Below are 21,294 nucleotides of genomic sequence, written 5' to 3'. Positions count from 1 at the left end.
TCTGTAATAAAATTTTATAATATCCCATGGTGAGTGTCAACGTTGACAAGAGATATAAATCATTTTTTGAAAAGTTATTTTATGGTATATTACCCCTTATTTACTTTTAATGCATATTATTCCACATAATAACTTTACACTCCTTATTTATATAGAAATTTACAAATATTATTATTGAATACTATTTGTAATATTTTCATTTCAATTATTTGTAGCATTTTAGTTCAATGTATTTGTGATGTTTTAGTTAAATATATCTGTGTATATTTATATGCATCTTTAACTTTAGTGTCTTTATACTATTCAAAATAAAATAAGTGTATGATATAATGCTTTATATAATGATAAATGTTTATTAATAATAATTATTAGATGAAGGTGATAAAATGAAAAAAACAAAAATATTATATTTATTTGCTTCTATATTAATGGTGGTATTCATAATGGCAGGCTGCGCAAGTAATAATAAGCCTGTACCCTCCAAGGGAGACGGAGATAAAGAGGAATTGGTCATAGGAATGGAACTAGCATATCCTCCTTTTGAAACTACTGATGAAAAAGGAAATCCAACCGGTCTTAGCGTAGAAATGTCTGAAGAGCTTGGAAAGTATCTTGGAAAGAAAGTTAAAATTGAAAATATGGCTTTTAACGGCTTGATACCTGCTCTTCAAACAAAAAAGATAGATCTTATAATTTCTTCTATGAGCATTACTGAAGAAAGACTTAAATCCATAGACTTTTCTAAGCCTTATGCAAGGATTAATCTTGCTCTTTTAATAAATAAGAATTCTCCTGTAAATAGCATTCAGGACTTAAATGTTAAAGGAAGGAAAGTTGCTGTAAAGAAGGGTACTACTGGCCATTCATATGCTGAGGCAAACTTAAAAAATGCTGAAATAATGGTTTTTGATAAGGAAAGTGCCTGTGTCCTAGAAGTTGTACAAGGAAAAGCCGATGCATTTATATATGATCAGCTAACTGTTCACAAGAATTGGAAACAGTATCCTCAAGCTACAAAAGTTAATTTGCAGCCTTTTGAGGACAAGTCTCAAGAATGGGGTATAGGAATGAGAAAAGAAAACCCTGAGCTTAAAGAAAAGATCAATGCTTTTATAGATGACTTTAAATCCAAAGGTGGTTTCGACAAACTTGCGGACAAGCACTTAAAGGATGAAAAAGAAACCTTTAAAGAAATGGGAATACCTTTCTTCTTCGATTAAAAAATTGCTATTAAATTATAAGATAAGAGGTAAGAAGTAAGAGTGAAGAGATGAGGATAAAACTCAGGGAGTTTTTTATAATTAATTTACAATATTTAATGATAAAAATAGAAAAGTTTATGGATTGCTTAGTCAACTTGTTACTACTCATTTTTTATACCAAATTGTACTAACCCTTCACTTATACTTCTTACCTATTCACTCTTACTTATTACTTATCCAAGGTGAATGTTGCTCCATTACTTAAAAGTGTTTGGAAACAACATTCACTAATAATTTTATTGTTTTTAACACAATCTGTAATATTTATTTTACTATTAATATTATTGATTTTATTTTGAAAGGATTGACACAATATGAAAATGTCAAAATTATTTTTTAAACGAGATGATGAAGATGTTTCTTTACCAGTTAAAATGGTGAATATAGTATTTATATTATTATTAGGTGTAGGAATTTTTATTTATTCACTAAATAAGACAGGCTATCCTCAAAGATGGGAAAGTATACTGCAATATAAATATAGATTCATATCTGGATTTTGGATGACATTAGTTATAAGCTTTTTTTCACTTATATTTAGTTTCATCATAGGTATGATTTCAGCTTTATCTTCTAGATCCAAATTCTTACCTCTTCACTATCTTTCTAAGGTGTATGTAGAAGCCATTAGAAGCACTCCTCTTTTAGTACAAATTTTTGTATTCTACTACATTATAGCCACTGCCTTTAAAGTGGATAATAGATATTTTATGGGCATATTAATATTATCCTTATTTTCTGGCGCTTATATAAGTGAAATTATAAGAGCTGGCATTGAAAGCATTGATAAAAATCAAATTGAAACTGCTAGAAGTTTAGGATTTACTGTTTTTCAAAGATATGTTTATATTATCTTTCCTCAAGTTATAAAGAGAATTTTGCCTCCTTTGGCTGGACAACTTGTTTCTCTTATAAAAGACTCATCCTTACTTTCAGTTATAGCTGTAAGTGAGCTTACTAAAAATGTACAAGAAGTAGATTCCATAAACTTTGCAACTATAGAGAATTATGTACTATTGGCTTTACTTTACATGATTATGACCATTCCTGTTTCATATATATCCAGAAAGCTAGAAAGGAGATTCAGCTATGAAAATTAAAATAAGGAATCTCACTAAGTCCTACGGAAAAAAAATTGTATTAAATAATATAAATTTAGACATTGATAACTTCAACTCCTTAGCGGTTATAGGACCTTCAGGAGGAGGAAAGTCTACTCTCCTTAGAATTTTAGCAGGACTTATAATTCCTGACAGCGGAGAAATATATATTAATGATAAAAAAATAGAATTTGATGAGGACTTCTTGGTGGAATACAGAAAAAGAATAGGAGTAGTGTTTCAAGCTTATAACCTATTTCCTCATTTAAATGCTTTAGACAACATAACACTACCCCTAGTTAAGGTTCATTCTCTACATAAGCAGCAAGCTGAACATAATGCTTCTGAGCTTTTGAAAAAGTTTCAACTCTCAGAACATAAATTTAAAAAGCCTCATGAACTTTCCGGTGGGCAGCAACAGAGGGTGGCCATAGCTAGGGCTCTAGCTTTGAATGCCGAATTTTTTCTTTTTGATGAGCCAACTTCGGCTTTAGATCCTGAAATAACCTCTGAAGTTCTAAACTCCATTCAAGACCTTGAAAAGCAAAAAAAAGACATAATTATAGTAACTCACGAAATGGGATTTGCTAGACAAGCTTGTGATAGCGTAGTGTTCTTATCAGAAGGTAGAATACTTGAGTTTGGCGAAAGCAGCCAAATATTTAAAAACCCCAAAACCAATGAATTAAAAGGATTCCTAGAAAAAATTCTAGAATGGAACTAATATATAATGTAAGCACCCTTGGGATAATGTAAAAATTTTCCATTACCCCAGGGGTGCTTACATTTTTTTGCATTAATTATCCTGCAGTAATTTTGTTTTTACCAGTTTCTTTAGAAGTGATAAGACATTCTTCTGCTCTTCCTACTATCTCTTCTAAATGTTCTTCTATGTTATCAGAATATGTAATGCCCATAGAAACGGTTACTATTAGACCTTGCCTTACATTATCCCATTTAATTCTACCAATACTTTTTCTAATTTCTTCCCCTATGGTAGCTCCTTCTTCTATTTCTAAACCATCTAAAAGCACTATAAATTCATCTATTCCGTATCTTATAAGCAAATCAGAGTCTCTTATTTTCCCATTTATTAATCTGGAAACCTTTTTTAGTATCCCATCGCCAACAGCCTGTCCAAAATTTTCATTTATTAATTTAAAATTATCAATATCAATAAATAATAAACATAATTTAGTTAATTCTTTTCTCTTCTGCATCCAATATTCATTAAGATAACGATAGTTAGCTAAATTTGTTATTTCATCTGTAAAAGATATATTTATTAGCTGATTATTAGATTCTTTTAATGCATCATTAGCCTCCACCAATCTATCTACAGAAGTATTAAAACTATCTATAAGCTCTGAAACTTCTTTTATGCTTGTATTATATTTAACCTTTATATTTTCCTTATTTTTATGTTTATTGAAGTCACCTACAGACCGCGAAATTAATTCTAGGGGTTTTGATAACCTTTTTGAAACATATGTAGATATTATTATTATAATTATAAATAATCCAAGTATGGTATAAAAGTATATAAGCTTTTCGTTATTTAACTTAGTGAATAGTATATTTTTAGAGCTTAAGGAGTATATTGTGTAGTTATTACTTTTATACATAAAACTACCTTTTTCCATAATAGGTTTATTAGCAGCTTTTTGCATCCTGGTTTTCCCTTTTTCATTTAAATAAAAATAATCAATCATACCTTCATTAAAAACTTGTCCAGTAATCTTTCTTTTACTAGACCACAACACCTCATTTTTAGAGTTTACAACTATAATGTCATGCTTTAAATTTTCTTGTTGACTTGAAGTGTTTAAACTACTATTATCCATACTAATTTCATCAAGGTAAATTTTATTTTTAACTTGAATAATAGAATGCTTCAACTCATTTCTTAAAGATTCCATAAGTATATTATAACTTCTATTGACACTTACCACAGAGAAAAGAAGCAATGTAATTATAGTAATGCCGGCTACAGAATTTTTTATTATAAATTCTATGGAAAACTTCTGAAATTTTTCTCTCACTGCATTAAATAGTTTATTTCTAATTAATACTATCAATATAATATTAACCACCATTATATTGATAAGTTCATTAATACTTTGTTTAAGAACTATCATAATTGCCGCATTTGCTGAGTTGTTAAGAAAAAAATAATATATAACAAATATATAGGGTGCTCCAAAAATTATCCAATATCCTAAAACAGCTTCTGTAGAATATCTATAATGGTTCTTAAAAACGAATCCTACCACCAGGGTTTGTATAGCCATATTTATCATGGCATAACCATGATCCCATATAAGTATAGTGCTATAATTACCAATTAATGATGATATTAACCCAATCCAAGGTCCATAGATAACTGCAACAAGCATAGAAAAAACATTTCCAAAAATAAAGTCTACTGAAATAAGAAAGGATAAAGGTAAAAAGTTAGTAATAAAGTTAAGAAAAGTAAGCAACAGTATAATTAGTACATTTCTTTTTTTATCCAAAAATCACCACCCCTTTCTTTTAATATCTTATCTCCAAATTATATATGGAAATATATTCAATGTAAATAGATTTGATAACGACTATTAATTATTGTTAATTATTACTAATTATCATTTATTACTTGACTTTAAGTTATAGTAAATATACAAATCATTAAGTATATGTAAATAAATGCCACCACCCCTGGGGTGATTCCATTTAATGGAATCACCCCAGGGGTGGTTACATTTCCTTCCATCTAGCTGTGAAGCCAAGTAATTATATCCTCAATAACTTCATCTTTATTCACTTCATTTAATATTTCGTGTCTTCCTTTTTCATATAAGTTTATTTCTATATTTTTAATTCCAGCTTGTACATATAGATTATATAATCTTTTAACCCCTTGAGAAAATTCTCCCACAGGGTCTTCAGATCCCGAAATTAAAAGTATAGGTAATTCCTTAGGCACTTTATTTATGTTTTCTTTTTTCTGTCTTACTTTCAATCCTTTAAGTAAAGAGTGATAAAAAGATGTAGTACATATAAATCCACAATAAGGATCATCTATATATTTTTGTACTTCTTTTTCATCGGAAGATAACCAATCAGAAGGTGTTCTTGTAGGTTTAAAATGATTGTTATAATTTCCAAAGGATAGTTTGTCCATTAATGGACTTTTTGCCTTTGGACCTTTAACCTTCATCTGCAGACCACTAATTAATATTCCTATATCTGCCATAAAGTTAACTGGTCCATTACTTCCACATAAAACCACCTTATCTACAGTATCTCCATAAAGCTGTATATATCTTTGTGATATAAAGGACCCCATACTATGTCCAAAAAGTATTAATGGTACTTCTCCTTTATCTTGAGTAATAAATTTATTAACCTCATATAAATCCTGGACCATTGAGCTAAAACCATCACCTTGTCCCAAATATCCTAACTCTTCAGTTTTCTCAGCGGTTTTTCCATGACCTCTATGATCGTTAGCATATACTATATAACCATTGTCACAAAGTTTCTCAGCAAAATATTTATATCTTGCCCCATGCTCTGCCATACCATGAGCAATTTGTACTATGCCTTTAATATCAGCATTTTCTGGAACCCACTTATAAACATGCAATGAAACTCCTTCATACCCCTTTAGTTTATAAACTTCTTCTCTCATAAAATCTCCTTTCTTACCGCTTAATTTCTGCAAAATTCTTAATATTCATAATAAGATTATAGCTCATTATATGTTAATTTGTATCTTTTTAGAAATATAAATACCCAAAAGAAATAATAATTTTTCCTTTGGGTATTTAATAGATAAAATTTTATAGATATAAATTTTATACTAATTAACTCCACTACTCCTTCATACCTGATGTTACAATACCTTGAGTAAAGTATTTCTGCATTAATAAGAAAATAATTAATGTTGGTAAGAAATTTAACACAGCACCTGCCATTTGCATACTAAATGAAGGGGCTTGGGTTAATAATGAAGCTACTCCTACACTCATAGGATACATCTTAACATCTGTGGTAAATATCAATGGGTAGAAAAGATTATTATAATGTCCTATAAATCCAAAGATTGATACAGTAGCAAGGGCTTGTTTTGATAAAGGTATTATTATGCGCCAAAAAGTCTGAAACTCTGTACTTCCATCTAACTTGGCAGCTTCCAAAAGGCTATCTGGAATGGAAAGCATTGATTGTCTCATTAGGAAAAATGCTGTTATATCCCATAGATTTGGTATTAAAAATACCCTATATTTATTTATCCAATCTAATTTATCAAATAAAATATAGTTGGGCATAACTAGCATTTGACTTGGTACCATCACCATGGAAAGAAATATCCAAAATATCACCTTTTTGCCCCAAAAATCTTTTTTAGCAAATATATATCCCAAGAGACTGCATATTAAGGCAGACGTAATTACTGGTATAACTGATATTATCATGGAATTCATAAACCATCTTACTAAATATCCATCTCTTATTATCACTTTAAAATTATTAAAGGTTACCTTTTCTGGTATCCAATTAGAAGGACTCCCACTAAAAAATTGTCTTTCTTGAATACTTCCTAACAGCATTACTATAAAAGGAAAAAGAAAGATAATCGCAATTACTATTAATAAAATATATGTTATTATACTCTTCGTATTAAATTTAGATTTCAAATTATGCTCCAAAACCCATTCCTCCCCTAAACTTTAATATCTTTTAATAAAAACCAGTGTCTCCACCTATAGCTTTTTTCTGGAAAATTGAAATTATAAGTATTATTACAAATAAAACAAAAGACACTGCACTAGCATAACCTAATCTTAACTGCACAAAAGCCTGTTGATATATATAATAAACAATAGTGTTAGTTGCATAATTAGGCCCTCCGCTAGTTAAAAGATATGCTGAATCAAAGACTTGGAATGAACCGATAGTAGTCATAATTGCAACATATAATGTTGTTGGTCTTAACAAGGGTAATGTTATGCTAAAGAATTTTCTAAAAGAATTAGCACCATCAATTTCAGCTGCCTCATATAAAGATTCAGGTATTTGTTTTAGTCCTCCATAATAATAAATCATAACAGAGCCAGCAACCTTAAATATACTTAAACCTGCTAATACTAATAAAGCCAAGTTAGGATCCGATAAAAAACCTTTAGGAGGTATGCCAAAAACACCAAGGAAATAGTTTGCTATACCGTTCTCATAAGATGTAAAAATCCATTTCCATATACCAGCAACAACAACAAAGGAAGTTACCACAGGTAAAAAATAAATTATCTTAAATATGGTGGTTTTTTTATTTTTAAGGTTAATCAATACCGCTAAAAGTAAACCTAGTACTATTGTTGGAAGCACATAATATACAGTAAACATAAATGTATTCCAAAGTGACTTATAAAATATCTTATCTGAAAACATTTCTATCCAATTACTTAATCCTACAAATTTAGATTTACCTACAAATTTGTAATCTACAAAACTTAAAACAAAGCTGCCTATAAAGGGAATTCCTTTAAAAATTAAAAAGTGAATAAAAACTAAAAAGACAATAATGTATGAAAATAAATTCTTCTTAAACTCTCTTTTTATTTTATATCCTCTAGAATATTTATTAATGCTTCTTGTATTAGTTTGAATATTTTCTAGTTGAGTCACTTACTTCACCTCTTACTATATAATTTAGGTAAGTTTGAAACTAATCAAACTTACCTAATGCTTTTTATGGTGGCTTTAATATATTATTGTGGCTTTAGTGACATACTATCTTTTACAGCCTTTTCCACCATTGGTTTTAAATCTTTAACTACTTGTTCAGGAGTCTTCTTACCTAAAACTGCTGCTTGTAATTCAGGGTTTATAATGGATAATATACTTCTACCCGCTGGATGAATCACACCAGGTCTAACAAATTCAGCAAGTTTAGTCATTTCATTTAGGTATGGATCATCTTTATAAATATTTTGTAATGATTTTTTTGGTGGTACATATCTTGTGTTATTTAAGAATACTTTCATGTTGTCAGGCTCAGTTAAATATAGCATAAACTTAGCTGCTGCTTCTTTATTTTTACTGTTATGAGCCATAGCCCATGAGCCAACTGTACCAAATAATACTTCTTCTTTTTCCTTAAAGGCTGGTCCAACATTATATTTAAAAGGAAGTTCTTTAAATACTGTTGGTAATTGTTCACTTAATATCATAGCTATTTTTCCTTCTTGGAATAAAGCATCATGTTCTGCTAAAGCTGTTGCTGAGTTATCTGGAACATATTTATTAGCATAAAGGTCTCTCATAAACTGGATAGATTTTATTCCAGCTTCACTATCCATTATATAGTTTCCTTTTTCATCTATTACATCTCCGCCAGCTTGCCATAAAAATGGATATAATGTGGAGTTTGGTGAATTTCCTAATGTCATAGACATTCCATAAGCACCGGTTTTCTCCTTAACCATTTTGGACATCTCCATAAGTTCATTCCAGTTGGAAGGAAGTTTTTTAGTATCCCAACCTGCTTTTTCTAGCAAATCAAGATTATAATTATAAGCCATTACAGTTTGTAGCATAGGTAATCCATATACTTTTCCATTTAATGTAGCAGCTTTTAAAGCTTTTTCATGATAATCTTTTTTTACATCTTCAGGTATATAGCTGTCTAATGGCTCTATAATTCCCATTTCTCCAAATTGAGCCAAGTGATCTGTTATAAGATAGCATACATCTGGTCCTTTTGAAGCTGAAAATGCTGTTAACATTCTTTGATCTCTATTTGCCCATGGAACAGATTGTAAATTAACTTTTATATCAGAATTTTTTTCTTCAAATCCTTTTACAAAGTCATTCCACATCTTCTGTTCTGCCCCTTGATCCTTCATAAAGGGATGAACCCAAACTGTAATTTCTTTTTTCTCAGTACTGGTTTTAGCGTTATCTTTTCCACAACCAGTCAAAACACTTGCACTCAATACTATGGAAGCTAATACAACTCCTATAGTTCTTGCCAATTTACTCATAAATTTCCCCCCAGTTTAATTTTGAAATTTATAAATCTCATTTTGATAAGAATTACTCTTATCTATAAAGATTTTCTTCATTAATGGAAAAACTTTATTACTCTCCTCACTAAGCCTCACCCCCTCATCATATAGATATTTAATATGTTTTCATGTGCTTTACATTAAATATTTTAAGTACTATAGTACTTATAAACTCAATTGCTAGTCATTATCTTATATTTTTCTTTAGTTATATAATCATCTATTTTTCCACTTTGAAAATAGCTTTGAAATCTCTGTAAAATATCTAATGTCATGTATTGCCTCATATCAATAGTGGGTCCTGCCATGTGTGGTATTAATAGAACATTTTCTAAATTTCTTAATTCGCTTTCCTTACCAAGAGGTTCTTCTTCGTACACATCCAATGCAGCTTTAATATATCCTTGCTTTAAAATATGAATTAATGCCTGTTCATCAATGATACCACCTCTTGCAGTATTAATTAATAGAGCTCCTTTTTTCATAAGTTTTAAATTTTCCTTATTTATTAAGTGAAAAGTCTCCTGGGTAAGTGCCGCATGTACTGAAATAACATCGCTATAAGTCATTAATTCCTCTAAACTTACCTTTTTACAATTAATCGACTTAATTTCCTCATCACTAACATAAGGATCATATATCGAAACCTTTACATTAAAAGGTTTCAACATTTCTAAAACAAACCTTCCCACTTGTCCTAATCCTATAAACCCAACCTTCTTGTAAAACAGTCCTTCATTAAAAAAGTCATTACTTCTCCACTTTTCAACTCTTTTCATTTTGTAATCATAATTGCTAATATCTCTTAATGACGTTAAGGTATACGTTAGAACCGCCTCGGCCACGGACCTAGCCATGACCTTAGCACCTGTTATAATAAATCTTTCTTCAAGATTAAAAAAATCTTCATCTATATAAGGTTGAATTGCTCCACCTAAGACCCCCATAACTTTAAGCTTCGGTTCTTGCTTTAACATTTCGCTGGAATACTTTCCACATCCCCAGCCTACCACCAAAGCATCCTTATCCTTTAGAAAATATCTTTTTTCATCTTCAGTAAGTTGACGATTATATGGATTAAAGGTAACTGTAAAATCCTTTATATTTTCTATATAATTCATAATCATAGGTGTAAAAAAAGTGCTTCTTTCTATGTTGTTAGGTATTGAAACAAAAACATGATTTTTATTCAATCTATCACCTTCAAAAATATTTTTGTTAAAGTCCTTTTATAGTCCTAAATTAATTATTCTACATTACTCATTATTTTCCTTCTTATAATGTGATAATTTATTAAAAAACTTATATAAAATACTTATTATAATTACTTATATAATCTTTGTACAAAATTTTTGAAAATTATTCTTGTCAATAATCTCTTCTACACTTGTGCATGTTGGTACTATTATTCGTCCATCTTTACTCATCTCTAATTCTATAAGGTCATTACCTGCACCGTACCATCTTTCACTGGCTTCTACATCCGCAGGGTAAACAAAACCACAGAGACTAGCTAAATTTATTATTGGAATTGCTCCAATTCCGGACTCAGGCATGGTACCTCCCCATAACTTAATATCATTTTCTACGGCTAGCTTATATATTTTTAATCCTTCTAAAAGTCCACCTATTCTTTGAATCTTTATGTTCCATATGGAAGATGCTCCTATTTCTAGAGCCTGCTTTGCAACCTTATAGGACTTTAATGATTCATCTAGACAAATAGGTGTATCAATATATTTTCCTAACTTGCTATGGTCTATAATGTCGTCGTGATGAAGAGGTTGTTCATGAAACAAGCAATTATACTTATCCATAGCCTTAAATATGTCTTTATGAGTTTTATAATCAAAGGATGAGTTAGAATCTGTCCATAATGGATATTCTCCTATGATATTTCTCACTAATTCTAATGCACTAATATCCCAACCTGGTTTTATCTTTATCTTTATTCGCTTATACCCATCAGTAATGTACTCTTCTGTCCATTTTGCTAAGGTCTCAAGCTTTCCATCTACAGGTATTCCAATAGATACTCCAGATTCAATATATGGCTTATGTTCTAAGTATTTTTCTTCAGTTTCCATAGCCTTTAATTTATATAATATTAACTCTTTCATGGTACAATTATTTTTATTGCATAAAAGTTCCCAATAGGCATTTTCTATACCACACTTTGCAAAATTATTTCCTCTTATTCCTTCGGAAAGAATTTTGTTCATGTGATTAATGGAGGAAATGGATTTCCCTACTATCCTTTTAAATAACACTTCATTATATAATGCTTTTACAGATGAAATGGTTTCTGATGAATAATAAGGCTCATCAAAGGGTGCTGCTTCTCCATACCCTTTGAATTCTCCACTGTGAAGGACGACTATAAGAGATCTTCTAAAATAACTTACTCCTCCACTTATTTGGAAAGGAACCTTTAGTGGTATCTTAACCTCATAAAGCTCCACCTTATCTATTACTGCGCTTTCATTTATCATAGGTCTACCCTCCCAAAAATCTCTTCTCTTCCATATGCAGTTGTAATATCCTTAAACCTTAAAACTCCATTATTCTTTTCAATTAATCCCTTTTCATTTAAATACATCATAGCTGATAGGAGACCTTTCTCCGGGTTAAATATAAGCTCATGTAATGCTTTAGAGACCCTACCGCCATTTTTCATAGCATATTCTGAAGAAGGTATTTGGAAGAAAGTATGAATTTGGCCATTTTCGCAGCCTCTTAAAGCATACTCTACCATCATCTTCCCTGATTCTATATTTCCTGTAGCGCTTATTGGCATAAGTCTAGGTTCTTTATGCTGTTGCTTTTCATCTTTTCTAAATTCAGTAAGTATCTTTAAATTTCTATGGCTTAAATCATATCCACCATAGGCTACTCCTTGTTTGCCTTCAAAAACCTTATCTTTGTCAAAAAGTCTGTTGAAGCATATTAAATAATCAGCCTTGGTGTGATTATTTCCCAAAGTACTATTTAAAAGTTCCCTTTGAAAATCCTGGGAGAAAGTTGTATTCATAAGCTTTAATCCTAAATAAATATTTTCCTCGCCTATAATTTCTTTTATTATTTTAGGAACCTCATTTATCCATCTTAAAATGGACATTTGATTTTTACTTAAATCAGAACCTGCTAAGGTTGGACTGAAGTCTTTTTCTAGGTACATTGGTTCTTTTCCGTAGATTTTTTGCCAACTCTTTAATAAATTTTCTAAAGTATATTTATACTCTTCAATATTAAAAGCTTCTTCTAGTTTAGCCGGTAGATTGAATTTACAAGAGGGTATTACAGGCACACCTCTTTCCTTAGACAAAGTTAAAGATTTCTCCATAAAATCCAGATAATCCTGAAAGCTTTTATGCCATCCTCTCCCTTTCCAAGTAACTGTATATCCCCATTCTCCCTGTTTACTTTGAATTTTTTCCACCAACATCTTTGGAGCATTCACTCTCCATTCATCCATGGTAGCTTTTCCCTTTCCATCTTGGGATATTACTGTTTTTAAAACAGCAAAGCCTATGCCTTCATTAATAGAAGATTCTATTTGAGAATAGTTTGTGGTAAGTTGTCCTGAAGCTATTCCAAAAGGATTCTTTATATTTTTCTCACCATATCTTGAAGATATATCCATAGAATATTCTTCAAGTATATACTTTTCTACATCTGCTGGTATTCCCTCTTCAGCAAAGTTCTTATAGTCTTTTACGATTTTACTTTTAATACTTTTATCTATATTTATTTGCTCTGGCAATATATAAAGTTTATCCATTAAATCCTCCTATAGTTCCCCTATCTCCATGAGAGTATTCTTGATGTTATCCTTTTCTTCTTCCGTTAATTCTTCCATAGGACCAAAAGGATCGTAAGCTGACTCTTCTGGTATTACACCTAGCATGGACAATACTGTAAGCATTCTTTTAATATAACCTTCCATAGGCTTTACAAAAGTACATTCAGCAAGTTTGTCCACCTTTAACGAAAGTTCTAAAAACTTCACATTATCTGCTTTATAATAAGCATCCATCATATCCTTTTGCAGTTTTGTACATGCTGCTCCTAACCCTACCAAAGCAGCTTCGGCACCTCTCATAAGAGTATAGCCAAACATTCTATCTTCCCCGGTTATTAAGAGTTTATTGCTAAAGTTCTTTTTCATGAATTCTGCCACATCTTGATAGGTCATTACAGAATCTAATGTAGCCATTTTTATTCCTATCACCTCATCTATAGAAAGGAGCTCTTTTAAAACCTCCTGGGAGTAGGATATTCCTCCCGCTTCTTCATATAAATAAAATAGAATTATTGGCATTCCTAGCTTTGCTATTTCCTTGTGATAGTTAATAATTTTCTCATCTCTATTTTCTGCATTTTTAAATAATACTGGTGCGTATACCAGAAATGCATCGGCATTTAATTCCTTAGCCTTTTTTGCCATATCTAATGTCTTCTTTAAATAAACTTCCTCTGGGTTACTTTCTTTCTGACATTCTGCTGCATTTGCTCCTACCCCAGCTAAAATAAGCTTGTCAGGCATAGCGTCTCTCCATGTTCTCATAACTTTTTCTCTTTGCTCTTGGGTTATTAATAACCCTCTACCGGTGTGCACCCATATAGAAATTCCAGACAAAGGTTGATTTTTCATATATTCTATATACTTATCTTGGGCATCATAATCAATGTCCCCATTTTTTCTAAAGGGAATAGGCACCGCAGGAAATATACCATATCTTATCTTTTCTATAATATTATTATAATTACTCAAGTGAAATCCTCCTTGATTTAATACTTATATATTTAATCCTTAGATAACAATTTAAATTTTAATTAATCTTTAATATCTAACCCCTTAACGCTGTGATACATATGTTACCTAAGATTTATTAATTATCTTAAATAATTCATCCCTAATTCTACTAATAGTTTTATTCCTATTTCCATTACTCCCTCATCAAAATTAAACTTTTCATGATGAAGAGGATAATTATATTTGTCGTCTTTTGTACCTAAGAAAACCAAAGCTCCTTTAGCTCCTTTTATTGGAGATTCTGCATCTCTTATGCCACTTATGTAGTAAGCAAAATCCTCAGCTGTCATGTATGGCGAGCTTAATTTTAAAACGCTCTCTTTTCCATAGGTTTTTTCTGCCATATCACTGATGTGTTTAATTACTTCTATGGAGTTCATTGTAGGTGGATACTGCCTAATAAATTCTACTGACCCTTTGCAATCTCTAGCCTCACATATTCCATTAACAATCTTTTTCATTTTACCCTCTATTAGATCTTCAATATCACTGCTCACTACCCTAACAGTACCTTGCATATGAGCATCTGCGGCCAAAATATTGTATTCAGTGCCTGCTGAAAGCTTTCCTATAGTCAGCACTGCAGGGTCTAAAGGGTTTATATTTCTTGAAACTATACTTTGCAATGAAGTGGCAACCTCCGCAGCAGCCAGTAAAGCATCACTACCTAAATGAGGCATAGCCCCATGAGCACTTTTCCCTTTAATATTTATTTCAAACTTAGCATTGGAAGCCATACTACAACCTTCCTTAAGTCCCAAAACCCCTTTAGGAATATCCGGCCAAAGATGCAAGGCAAATACAGCATCTACTTCTGGGCTTGATAAAACCCCTTCTTGCACCAAAGTCCTAGCTCCTCCAAATTTTTCTTCAGCACTTTGAAATATAACCTTTACATTGCCACAAAGAGATTTTTTATTTTTTACTATATGCTCTGCAGCTGCTAAAAGCATGGCCACATGACCATCATGTCCACAGGCATGCATAACCCCTAAATTTTTAGATTTATAATCCACTGAATTCTTTTCTTCTATAGCTAACGCATCCATATCAGCCCTTAAAGCTACTGTAGGTCCAGACTTTTCACCTTCAATTAGTCCTACCACGGATGTACCTGAGAACCTATCATCTATAAGAATCCCCAGCTCATTAAGTCTATTTCTTATATATTTCGATGTTTCAAATTCTTCTAGAGATAATTCAGGAATGCTATGTAATTCTCTTCTGGTTTCTATAGCTTTCTTCAACAAATCCTTCATCAAATATCACTTCCCACTTAGATTAGTTCCTTTTTTTGTCACCACCCCAGAGGTGATTACATTTTCTGGTATCACCCCTGGGGTGCTCCCATTATCTTCCTTATAACATATGATTTATATTTTTAAATATAAATCCTTAACACTAAGCTTATATTTTACATTTAAATCTTATGTCCTTAAATAGTCCCTTATTTATATATATTATACATAGATTAAAAAAATCCTCTTTTTTTAGAGGATTTTTTTAAAAATTTATTTTAAATATCTGTCTAGGTCTCCCTCTACCGGAAGGTTGTTCTTCTCCTACTACTTCTGCAAGCTTTGCTTCTTCTAAGTTACTTAGTATTCTTCTTCCACTTCTTAAGGTTATATTTAAACTATCAGCTATATCGTTGGCAGTTATAGTATCTTTTTCAAGATTATCTAATAATGCTGAGATTTTATTTAGCGTTATAATACTCACTTTACACTTTTCTGCAAGTTCTAATAGATTTTCATCTTCTGACCTGGCATAAAACTGAAGATTCTTCCCTTCTTCTAAAGGTCCTTTTATCTTGCCATCTTCTAGAACCACGTAACAGGAGTTTTTATTAAAGCTTAGTGCGTATTTCAAAGCTTCTTGACTATTTTTTTCCGCTTCATTGGCATTATATCCGTATCCCAGACCTATACAAACTTTAAAAGGTAGTTTTTCATTAATTTCATTTATTAAAGGCATGCTTCTATACCCATCAGTAATATTTTCTATAGAGCCTCTAGTGGCATAAAACATATATTCATCTTCATTTACAAATTTCATAGACGCCTTTATACTCTCACAAAAATCTATAAAAATCTCAGTTAATGTAAGTTTCATTCTTTGTTGAGCATATTCTGAGGGTGAATAAGTCCCAAGACTATTCCAATTTGGTATTTTTAATACTCCCACACATAATTGTGCTTTCTTAGAAACTATATTTTCGGCTTGCATGGTAACAAACCTCAAGCTTTCTCTTATAGAATTTAATGTAGGTACTATTCTATAAACTGGTACTCCCAAAGTTTTAAGCTTTTCATAAGCTGAGGTTAAGCAGGTTACAGCAAAGTCAATTTTATTTTCTTTATATAAATTATAATGAAAATCCACTAATTCTTCCGTTCTTATGTAATCCTCATATTCTAATACTTTTACATCATAATTTACTATATCAAGTTCATCCATCATTTCATCGATATGGTTTTTGTGTATAGTATCTATACTAAACCTAAACTTTTGATCATTTGACCAATTTATGCTCTCTAAGAAACTAAATAATGTTTTATAAAAGGCAGTGCCTGAATATGAAACATAGAGCATGGGTATGTCCGCCTCTATACTTCTTCTAGCTGCATAATATGGTACTGGTCCAGTAAAAAGCATAAGATCAGCTTCTTGAGAAGCCTTAGTAACAAGTTCTATAGTTTCATCGTCAGCTTTATATACATATTTATCTAAAATAAGATTATTATATCTAGAGCCTTCTTCTATTGTCTTTAATACTAAATCTTCTGGTCCTAAAACAGCCACTTTAATAGTCATTTCTCCACTCCTATACCTATTTTGCCAAATTAAGTTTCTATTTTCTAAAAACATTTTTTCTTATAAAGTCTATTTTATGATATTCGTCCTTATTGTCCTTAATGTGTCCTTAATAAGATGTTATCACTAGATAAATACTTATTCAATACAAATTATTTATCTATGTAATTTAGACATTTGTGCTTTTATCTTTTCTATCGGTAGTGGTTTGCTATAATAGTAACCTTGCACCAAGTCACAACCTGCGGCTTTAAGGATATGGATTTGATATTCTTCTTCCACACCTTCTGCAATTACTTGTATATTTATTTCGTGAGCTAGTTTAATTATTCCTTCTATAAGAGATTTACTTTCCTTGCTATCTTTTAGGTTATCTATAAAAGACTTATCAATTTTTAGAATATCTACAGGGAGCTTTCTTAAATAAGATAAAGATGAATAGCCTGTACCAAAATCATCTAATATTATTGAAAAGCCCATATTCTTAAGATTATTAATGGCATAGATACTCTTTTCAAAATTTTCAATAACTACGGTCTCAGTGATTTCAAATTGTATGAAGCTTGTTTCAATATTAAACTCCTCCACATACTTCCTTACATAATCCACAAAACTTTCCTCTATTAATTGCTTTGGTGAAAGATTTATAGATATAGATTGATCACCCTTTTCCACATATCCTTCCTCGCGTAGCTCATTCACCTGGGAAAAAACTTTTCTAATAACAAATTTCCCCAAGGAGTATATAGAACCAGATTGTTCTGCAATGGGGATAAATTCTGCTGGAGAAACTAGACCCAATTCTGGAGAGTTCCATCTAATTAAGGCTTCAAAACTCTTAATAGCATTGGTTTTTATATCAACTTGTGGCTGATACTCCATATAAAATTCATCTTCATATATTGCTTTTTTAATGCAGGATTCTACATAGATACTCCTATTAAAGCTTTCATACATGGAATTATCAAAAAACTTCACTTTATTTTTACCTAGATCTTTAGCTTTGTACATGGCCAAATCCGCATTTCTTATTAATGTATCTGAATCTAATCCATTATCAGGGAAAATGCTCACCCCTACACTTGCAGTAATAGTTATAGGATTTCCCTCAATTAATATTATAGAGTTCATTATTTCTTTTATTCTGTTACTAATATTTATAATATCCTCCTTATTTCTCTGTCTTAGGGCTAAAATAACAAACTCATCCCCCCCAAATCTTGACACTATTATATCTTTATTCTGTAACAAATTAAATTTATCAGCTAGCTGAATCAGCAGCTTATCTCCAAAATTATGTCCTAAAGTATCATTTACCTTTTTAAAATCATCTAAATCAAAAAGTATAACAGCCCCCAAATAACTCTCTTCTTTTTTACTTTTACTTTTTAATGCATCATTAAGAGTATCTAAGAGATATCTCCTATTGGGTAAATTTGTTAGATAGTCATAATAAGCCATATTATAAATTCTATTTTCATACTCCTTCTTCTCGGTAATATCTACTACAGATCCTGATACATTTTTTATACCAGATATATTTTTCTCAATAGCCTTTCCTCTAACAGATAACCACATGTATTTACCGTCTTTTTTCTTTACTCTAAATTCTGACTTAAATAATTGTTCTTCTCCATGGATAAAGTTACTAAATTTCCTAAATATTCTATACCTCTCATCAGGATGAATAATATGTGCTATAAACTCCATATTTTTCTTTCCATCTGTTAGGTCATACCCTGCAAATTCAATAAATCTTTGGGATATAAATAACTTGTTATCATCTAAATTATATTCCCAAATCGCATCACTGGTAGATTGAAGCAACAGATTTAATTTAGACACCATATCATTAAGATGCTTTGCTATAACACCAAACTCATCATCACCATTAATTTTACTTTTAATTTGTAATTTCCCATGTTCAATGTTTTTTATGTCTTCCACCAATAGATTTAAGTTTTTAGTGATTTTGTTAGTAGTTAATATACCTACTATGTAAGAAATAACTATAATAACAATTCCACTTATCAATATATTCCAAAGCAACTGATGGGAAAAAGACATGACTTCACTTTCCTGAATAACCCCAATTACTTTCCAATTACTTTTAGATAAAGTTTTAAAAACTGCTAAAGTATCTGTGTTATTATATTTATACTCTATGGCTCCTTTTTCCTCTTGGGATAATGCTAACCTTAGATTATCCTCAGGAAGTTTTTCACCAATTAAATTTTTAACAGGGTGTACCATTATATTATTATTCTTATCTGTCATTATAAAAAATCCTGTATTGCCTATCTTTATTTGAGAGAGATATTCCGTTATAGTATCCATATTTAAATCAACACCCACAACTCCAATTAAACTTCCATCATTAAATATGGGCTTTGCTATAGTTACAATATTCTTCTCCGTAGGCTGATCTTTATACACTGAAGTCCATACAGTCAATTTATCCTTCAATGCTTCCTTATACCATTCTCTATTTCTTGGGTCATAGTTCACGGGAAGATCCCTTTGAGGCACTACATACATTTTTCCATCTACGGTTCCAAAATACATAGATTGAATTTTTTTATTAGAGGAAGTTATTTCATGCAATTCATGAATAAGCTCATCAGCTTCCTTTTCATTTGTAGGTACTTTTAGAACATTACTAATTTCCAATCTTAATATTTCACTTTCTAAGTCATACATAAAATTGTTAAATATGTAATCTACTGAATCAATTATCATCATGCTTCTATCTTCATAAGAATCATGCATGATTTTACTTGCTTTAGAGTAATTAATTTTTCCTGATGCCACAATAATTAGAAGTATCATTAAAAAGCTAGAAAATATAATCTTATTCTTAATGGTTATTTTCATGGCTTCACCTCTTTCGGCGTCATAATTCAAATATTCAACAAGACGTTACACAATCATATATTAATTTTAACACAATTTTAGCACAATACATATTACCAAAAAATGCATTCACCCCAGGGGTGCTTCCATAAAAATGGAAGTGCCCCTGGGGTGATTACATAAAATCCCAGTGCTATAATTTTCTTTTATAAACCTTTACTCCTTGGGCTACTTTATTTACTGTACCAGAGGAATCTGGCATGTCTGGTGACATCCCCATATATATGGATTTTAGTATGGCTATGCTTTGGATGTAGAGACTGTATAAAAAAATTATGTGGGAATCATCTATATAATTAAATTTATTTATATCACTTTTATTAAAGTAGAAATAATAATCACAATTATCTGCTATTTCTTCATTAAAATTTATGGATACCGCTATTATCGTGCTCTGCCCTTTATCGTCATAACATTCTTTTAACATGTCTAATTCATACTTTAAAGCATGTTCATCATAGCTGAATAAAAATGTAATTAGAACATGGGAGTTTAAAACAAGCTTTGGCCCATGTCTAAATTCTAGTATGGAATTAAATTGAGTGTTTTGCTTTCCTGCAGATAGCTCATTTACCTTTAACCCCATTTCTGATGCTAGATAAGTTAACGAATTGGAACCTAAAGCTACTATGGAATCATAGTGTCTTTTGCTTATTTCCTGAATTCTATTTATTTCATTGTCTAAAAACTCTTTCCCCTGAGCTATGATATTATTAAACATCTCTTCATAATAATTGATTCTTTCTATGTCAAAAAGCATAAGAGCATATTGTACAAGGAGTGTAAATTCTCCTGTAGCTGCAAAGCTTTTTCCTTTTGTGTCTTCAGGGATGGGGATATAGAGCACATCTTCTGTATCTGCATTTTCTCTTACTATGATCCCTTTTGAAGAACAGATTATAAGCATTTGATATAGCTTTATGTCCTTTTTCTTAAATATTTCCACCGCTTCCAGGCCTTCTGTGGTATTTCCGGAGCTTCCCAAAGAAACTAAAAGTGCTGGACTTTCATCTATAAAATAATCTTCATGAGTTATTAAAGATGTAGAAGGTATAGCTTTTACTTCTTTGCCTGTAATCTTTTTTATATAACTTGCCACTATAAATGCAGCCTTAGCGGAACTGCCAGCCCCTACTAGATATATTTTTAAATCTTCTACAGCTAATACATTATTCAAAAATGTTTTTATTCTATGCTGATTTTCCTTAATTATATTAACGCCCTGACTCCAAAGCTTTAACTGATTCACCATCTCAAAACAGGTATTATAACCGCCTATCTTCTTTAATTCCTGTGTTTCTATACCTAATAGACCCATCCTAAATCTCCTT

General features: G+C 30.9%; 16 protein-coding genes. 3 read left to right on the top strand and 13 right to left on the bottom strand.

Annotation, left to right across the window (positions count from 1 at the left end; genetic code table 11):
- Positions 1–386 precede the first annotated feature (386 nt).
- From BUA82_RS08440 to BUA82_RS08430, 3 genes are all read left to right on the top strand, one after another.
- Positions 387–1,220: a transporter substrate-binding domain-containing protein gene (locus BUA82_RS08440; RefSeq protein WP_073006593.1), complete on the top strand. Its 834-nt coding sequence runs from the start codon at positions 387–389 to the stop codon at positions 1,218–1,220.
- A 356-nt stretch (positions 1,221–1,576) separates the two neighbouring features.
- Complete coding sequence (locus BUA82_RS08435) at positions 1,577–2,362, top strand: amino acid ABC transporter permease (RefSeq protein WP_143148599.1); 786 nt, start codon at positions 1,577–1,579, stop codon at positions 2,360–2,362.
- Positions 2,352–3,086, top strand: a complete 735-nt coding sequence (locus tag BUA82_RS08430; RefSeq protein ID WP_073006590.1) for an amino acid ABC transporter ATP-binding protein — start codon at positions 2,352–2,354, stop codon at positions 3,084–3,086. Before BUA82_RS08435 ends, BUA82_RS08430 begins: the two co-directional genes overlap by 11 nt.
- Positions 3,087–3,162: 76 nt before the next feature.
- On the opposite strand, the gene BUA82_RS08425 is transcribed toward BUA82_RS08430, so the two are convergent.
- The 13 genes from BUA82_RS08425 to BUA82_RS08365 form a co-directional block, all read right to left on the bottom strand.
- The gene (locus tag BUA82_RS08425; protein WP_073006588.1) at positions 3,163–4,878 is read right to left on the bottom strand and encodes a diguanylate cyclase; all 1,716 of its coding nucleotides are present in this window, start codon (positions 4,876–4,878) and stop codon (positions 3,163–3,165) included.
- A gap of 239 nt (positions 4,879–5,117) precedes the next feature.
- Positions 5,118–6,038: an alpha/beta hydrolase gene (locus BUA82_RS08420; RefSeq protein ID WP_073006585.1), complete on the bottom strand. Its 921-nt coding sequence runs from the start codon at positions 6,036–6,038 to the stop codon at positions 5,118–5,120.
- 184 nt (positions 6,039–6,222) lie between these two features.
- Positions 6,223–7,059 (bottom strand): carbohydrate ABC transporter permease, encoded by an 837-nt coding sequence (locus BUA82_RS08415; protein ID WP_083599851.1) that lies wholly within the window; start codon positions 7,057–7,059, stop codon positions 6,223–6,225.
- 31 nt (positions 7,060–7,090) lie between these two features.
- On the bottom strand, positions 7,091–8,035 hold the full coding sequence (locus BUA82_RS08410) for a carbohydrate ABC transporter permease (RefSeq protein ID WP_207650291.1): 945 nt from the start codon (positions 8,033–8,035) through the stop codon (positions 7,091–7,093).
- Between the two features lie 83 nt (positions 8,036–8,118).
- Positions 8,119–9,393, bottom strand: coding sequence for an ABC transporter substrate-binding protein (locus BUA82_RS08405; RefSeq protein WP_073006583.1), 1,275 nt, complete (start codon positions 9,391–9,393; stop codon positions 8,119–8,121).
- Positions 9,394–9,590: 197 nt separating this feature from the next.
- Positions 9,591–10,610, bottom strand: coding sequence for a hydroxyacid dehydrogenase (locus BUA82_RS08400; RefSeq protein WP_073006581.1), 1,020 nt, complete (start codon positions 10,608–10,610; stop codon positions 9,591–9,593).
- A gap of 135 nt (positions 10,611–10,745) precedes the next feature.
- A complete protein-coding gene (menC, locus tag BUA82_RS08395; protein ID WP_073006579.1) occupies positions 10,746–11,909 on the bottom strand; it encodes an o-succinylbenzoate synthase in 1,164 nt (387 codons plus the stop codon).
- Positions 11,906–13,198, bottom strand: a complete 1,293-nt coding sequence (locus tag BUA82_RS08390) for a hypothetical protein (protein WP_073006577.1) — start codon at positions 13,196–13,198, stop codon at positions 11,906–11,908. Before BUA82_RS08390 ends, menC begins: the two co-directional genes overlap by 4 nt.
- Before the next feature lie 9 nt (positions 13,199–13,207).
- Positions 13,208–14,191 (bottom strand): dihydrodipicolinate synthase family protein, encoded by a 984-nt coding sequence (locus BUA82_RS08385; RefSeq protein ID WP_073006576.1) that lies wholly within the window; start codon positions 14,189–14,191, stop codon positions 13,208–13,210.
- Positions 14,192–14,313: 122 nt separating this feature from the next.
- Positions 14,314–15,492, bottom strand: a complete 1,179-nt coding sequence (locus BUA82_RS08380; RefSeq protein WP_073006575.1) for a M20 metallopeptidase family protein — start codon at positions 15,490–15,492, stop codon at positions 14,314–14,316.
- A 244-nt stretch (positions 15,493–15,736) separates the two neighbouring features.
- Entirely contained in the window at positions 15,737–17,050 is a 1,314-nt protein-coding gene (locus BUA82_RS08375) for a helix-turn-helix domain-containing protein (protein ID WP_073006574.1), read from the bottom strand.
- Between the two features lie 156 nt (positions 17,051–17,206).
- On the bottom strand, positions 17,207–19,924 hold the full coding sequence (locus tag BUA82_RS08370) for an EAL domain-containing protein (protein ID WP_073006572.1): 2,718 nt from the start codon (positions 19,922–19,924) through the stop codon (positions 17,207–17,209).
- Between the two features lie 172 nt (positions 19,925–20,096).
- Positions 20,097–21,281, bottom strand: coding sequence for an SIS domain-containing protein (locus tag BUA82_RS08365; protein WP_073006570.1), 1,185 nt, complete (start codon positions 21,279–21,281; stop codon positions 20,097–20,099).
- Between the last annotated feature and the right edge of the window lie 13 nt (positions 21,282–21,294).

The organism is Clostridium amylolyticum (genome assembly GCF_900142075.1).
In the GTDB taxonomy this organism is placed as follows: domain Bacteria; phylum Bacillota; class Clostridia; order Clostridiales; family Clostridiaceae; genus Clostridium_AA; species Clostridium_AA amylolyticum.
The sequence above is the reverse complement of the archived record's forward strand: the minus strand, read 5'-3'. Positions and strand labels throughout refer to the sequence as shown.

Excerpts from the sequence above, each read along its gene's own strand:
- BUA82_RS08390 (WP_073006577.1), bottom strand. The coding sequence starts at position 13,198 with ATGGATAAACTTTATATATTGCCAGAGCAAATAAATATAGATAAAAGT.
- BUA82_RS08420 (WP_073006585.1), bottom strand. The coding sequence starts at position 6,038 with ATGAGAGAAGAAGTTTATAAACTAAAGGGGTATGAAGGAGTTTCATTG.
- BUA82_RS08440 (WP_073006593.1), top strand. The coding sequence starts at position 387 with ATGAAAAAAACAAAAATATTATATTTATTTGCTTCTATATTAATGGTG.
- BUA82_RS08370 (WP_073006572.1), bottom strand. The coding sequence starts at position 19,924 with ATGAAAATAACCATTAAGAATAAGATTATATTTTCTAGCTTTTTAATG.
- menC (WP_073006579.1), bottom strand. The coding sequence starts at position 11,909 with ATGATAAATGAAAGCGCAGTAATAGATAAGGTGGAGCTTTATGAGGTT.
- BUA82_RS08375 (WP_073006574.1), bottom strand. The coding sequence starts at position 17,050 with ATGACTATTAAAGTGGCTGTTTTAGGACCAGAAGATTTAGTATTAAAG.
- BUA82_RS08435 (WP_143148599.1), top strand. The coding sequence starts at position 1,577 with ATGAAAATGTCAAAATTATTTTTTAAACGAGATGATGAAGATGTTTCT.
- BUA82_RS08405 (WP_073006583.1), bottom strand. The coding sequence starts at position 9,393 with ATGAGTAAATTGGCAAGAACTATAGGAGTTGTATTAGCTTCCATAGTA.
- BUA82_RS08430 (WP_073006590.1), top strand. The coding sequence starts at position 2,352 with ATGAAAATTAAAATAAGGAATCTCACTAAGTCCTACGGAAAAAAAATT.
- BUA82_RS08380 (WP_073006575.1), bottom strand. The coding sequence starts at position 15,492 with ATGAAGGATTTGTTGAAGAAAGCTATAGAAACCAGAAGAGAATTACAT.
- BUA82_RS08365 (WP_073006570.1), bottom strand. The coding sequence starts at position 21,281 with ATGGGTCTATTAGGTATAGAAACACAGGAATTAAAGAAGATAGGCGGT.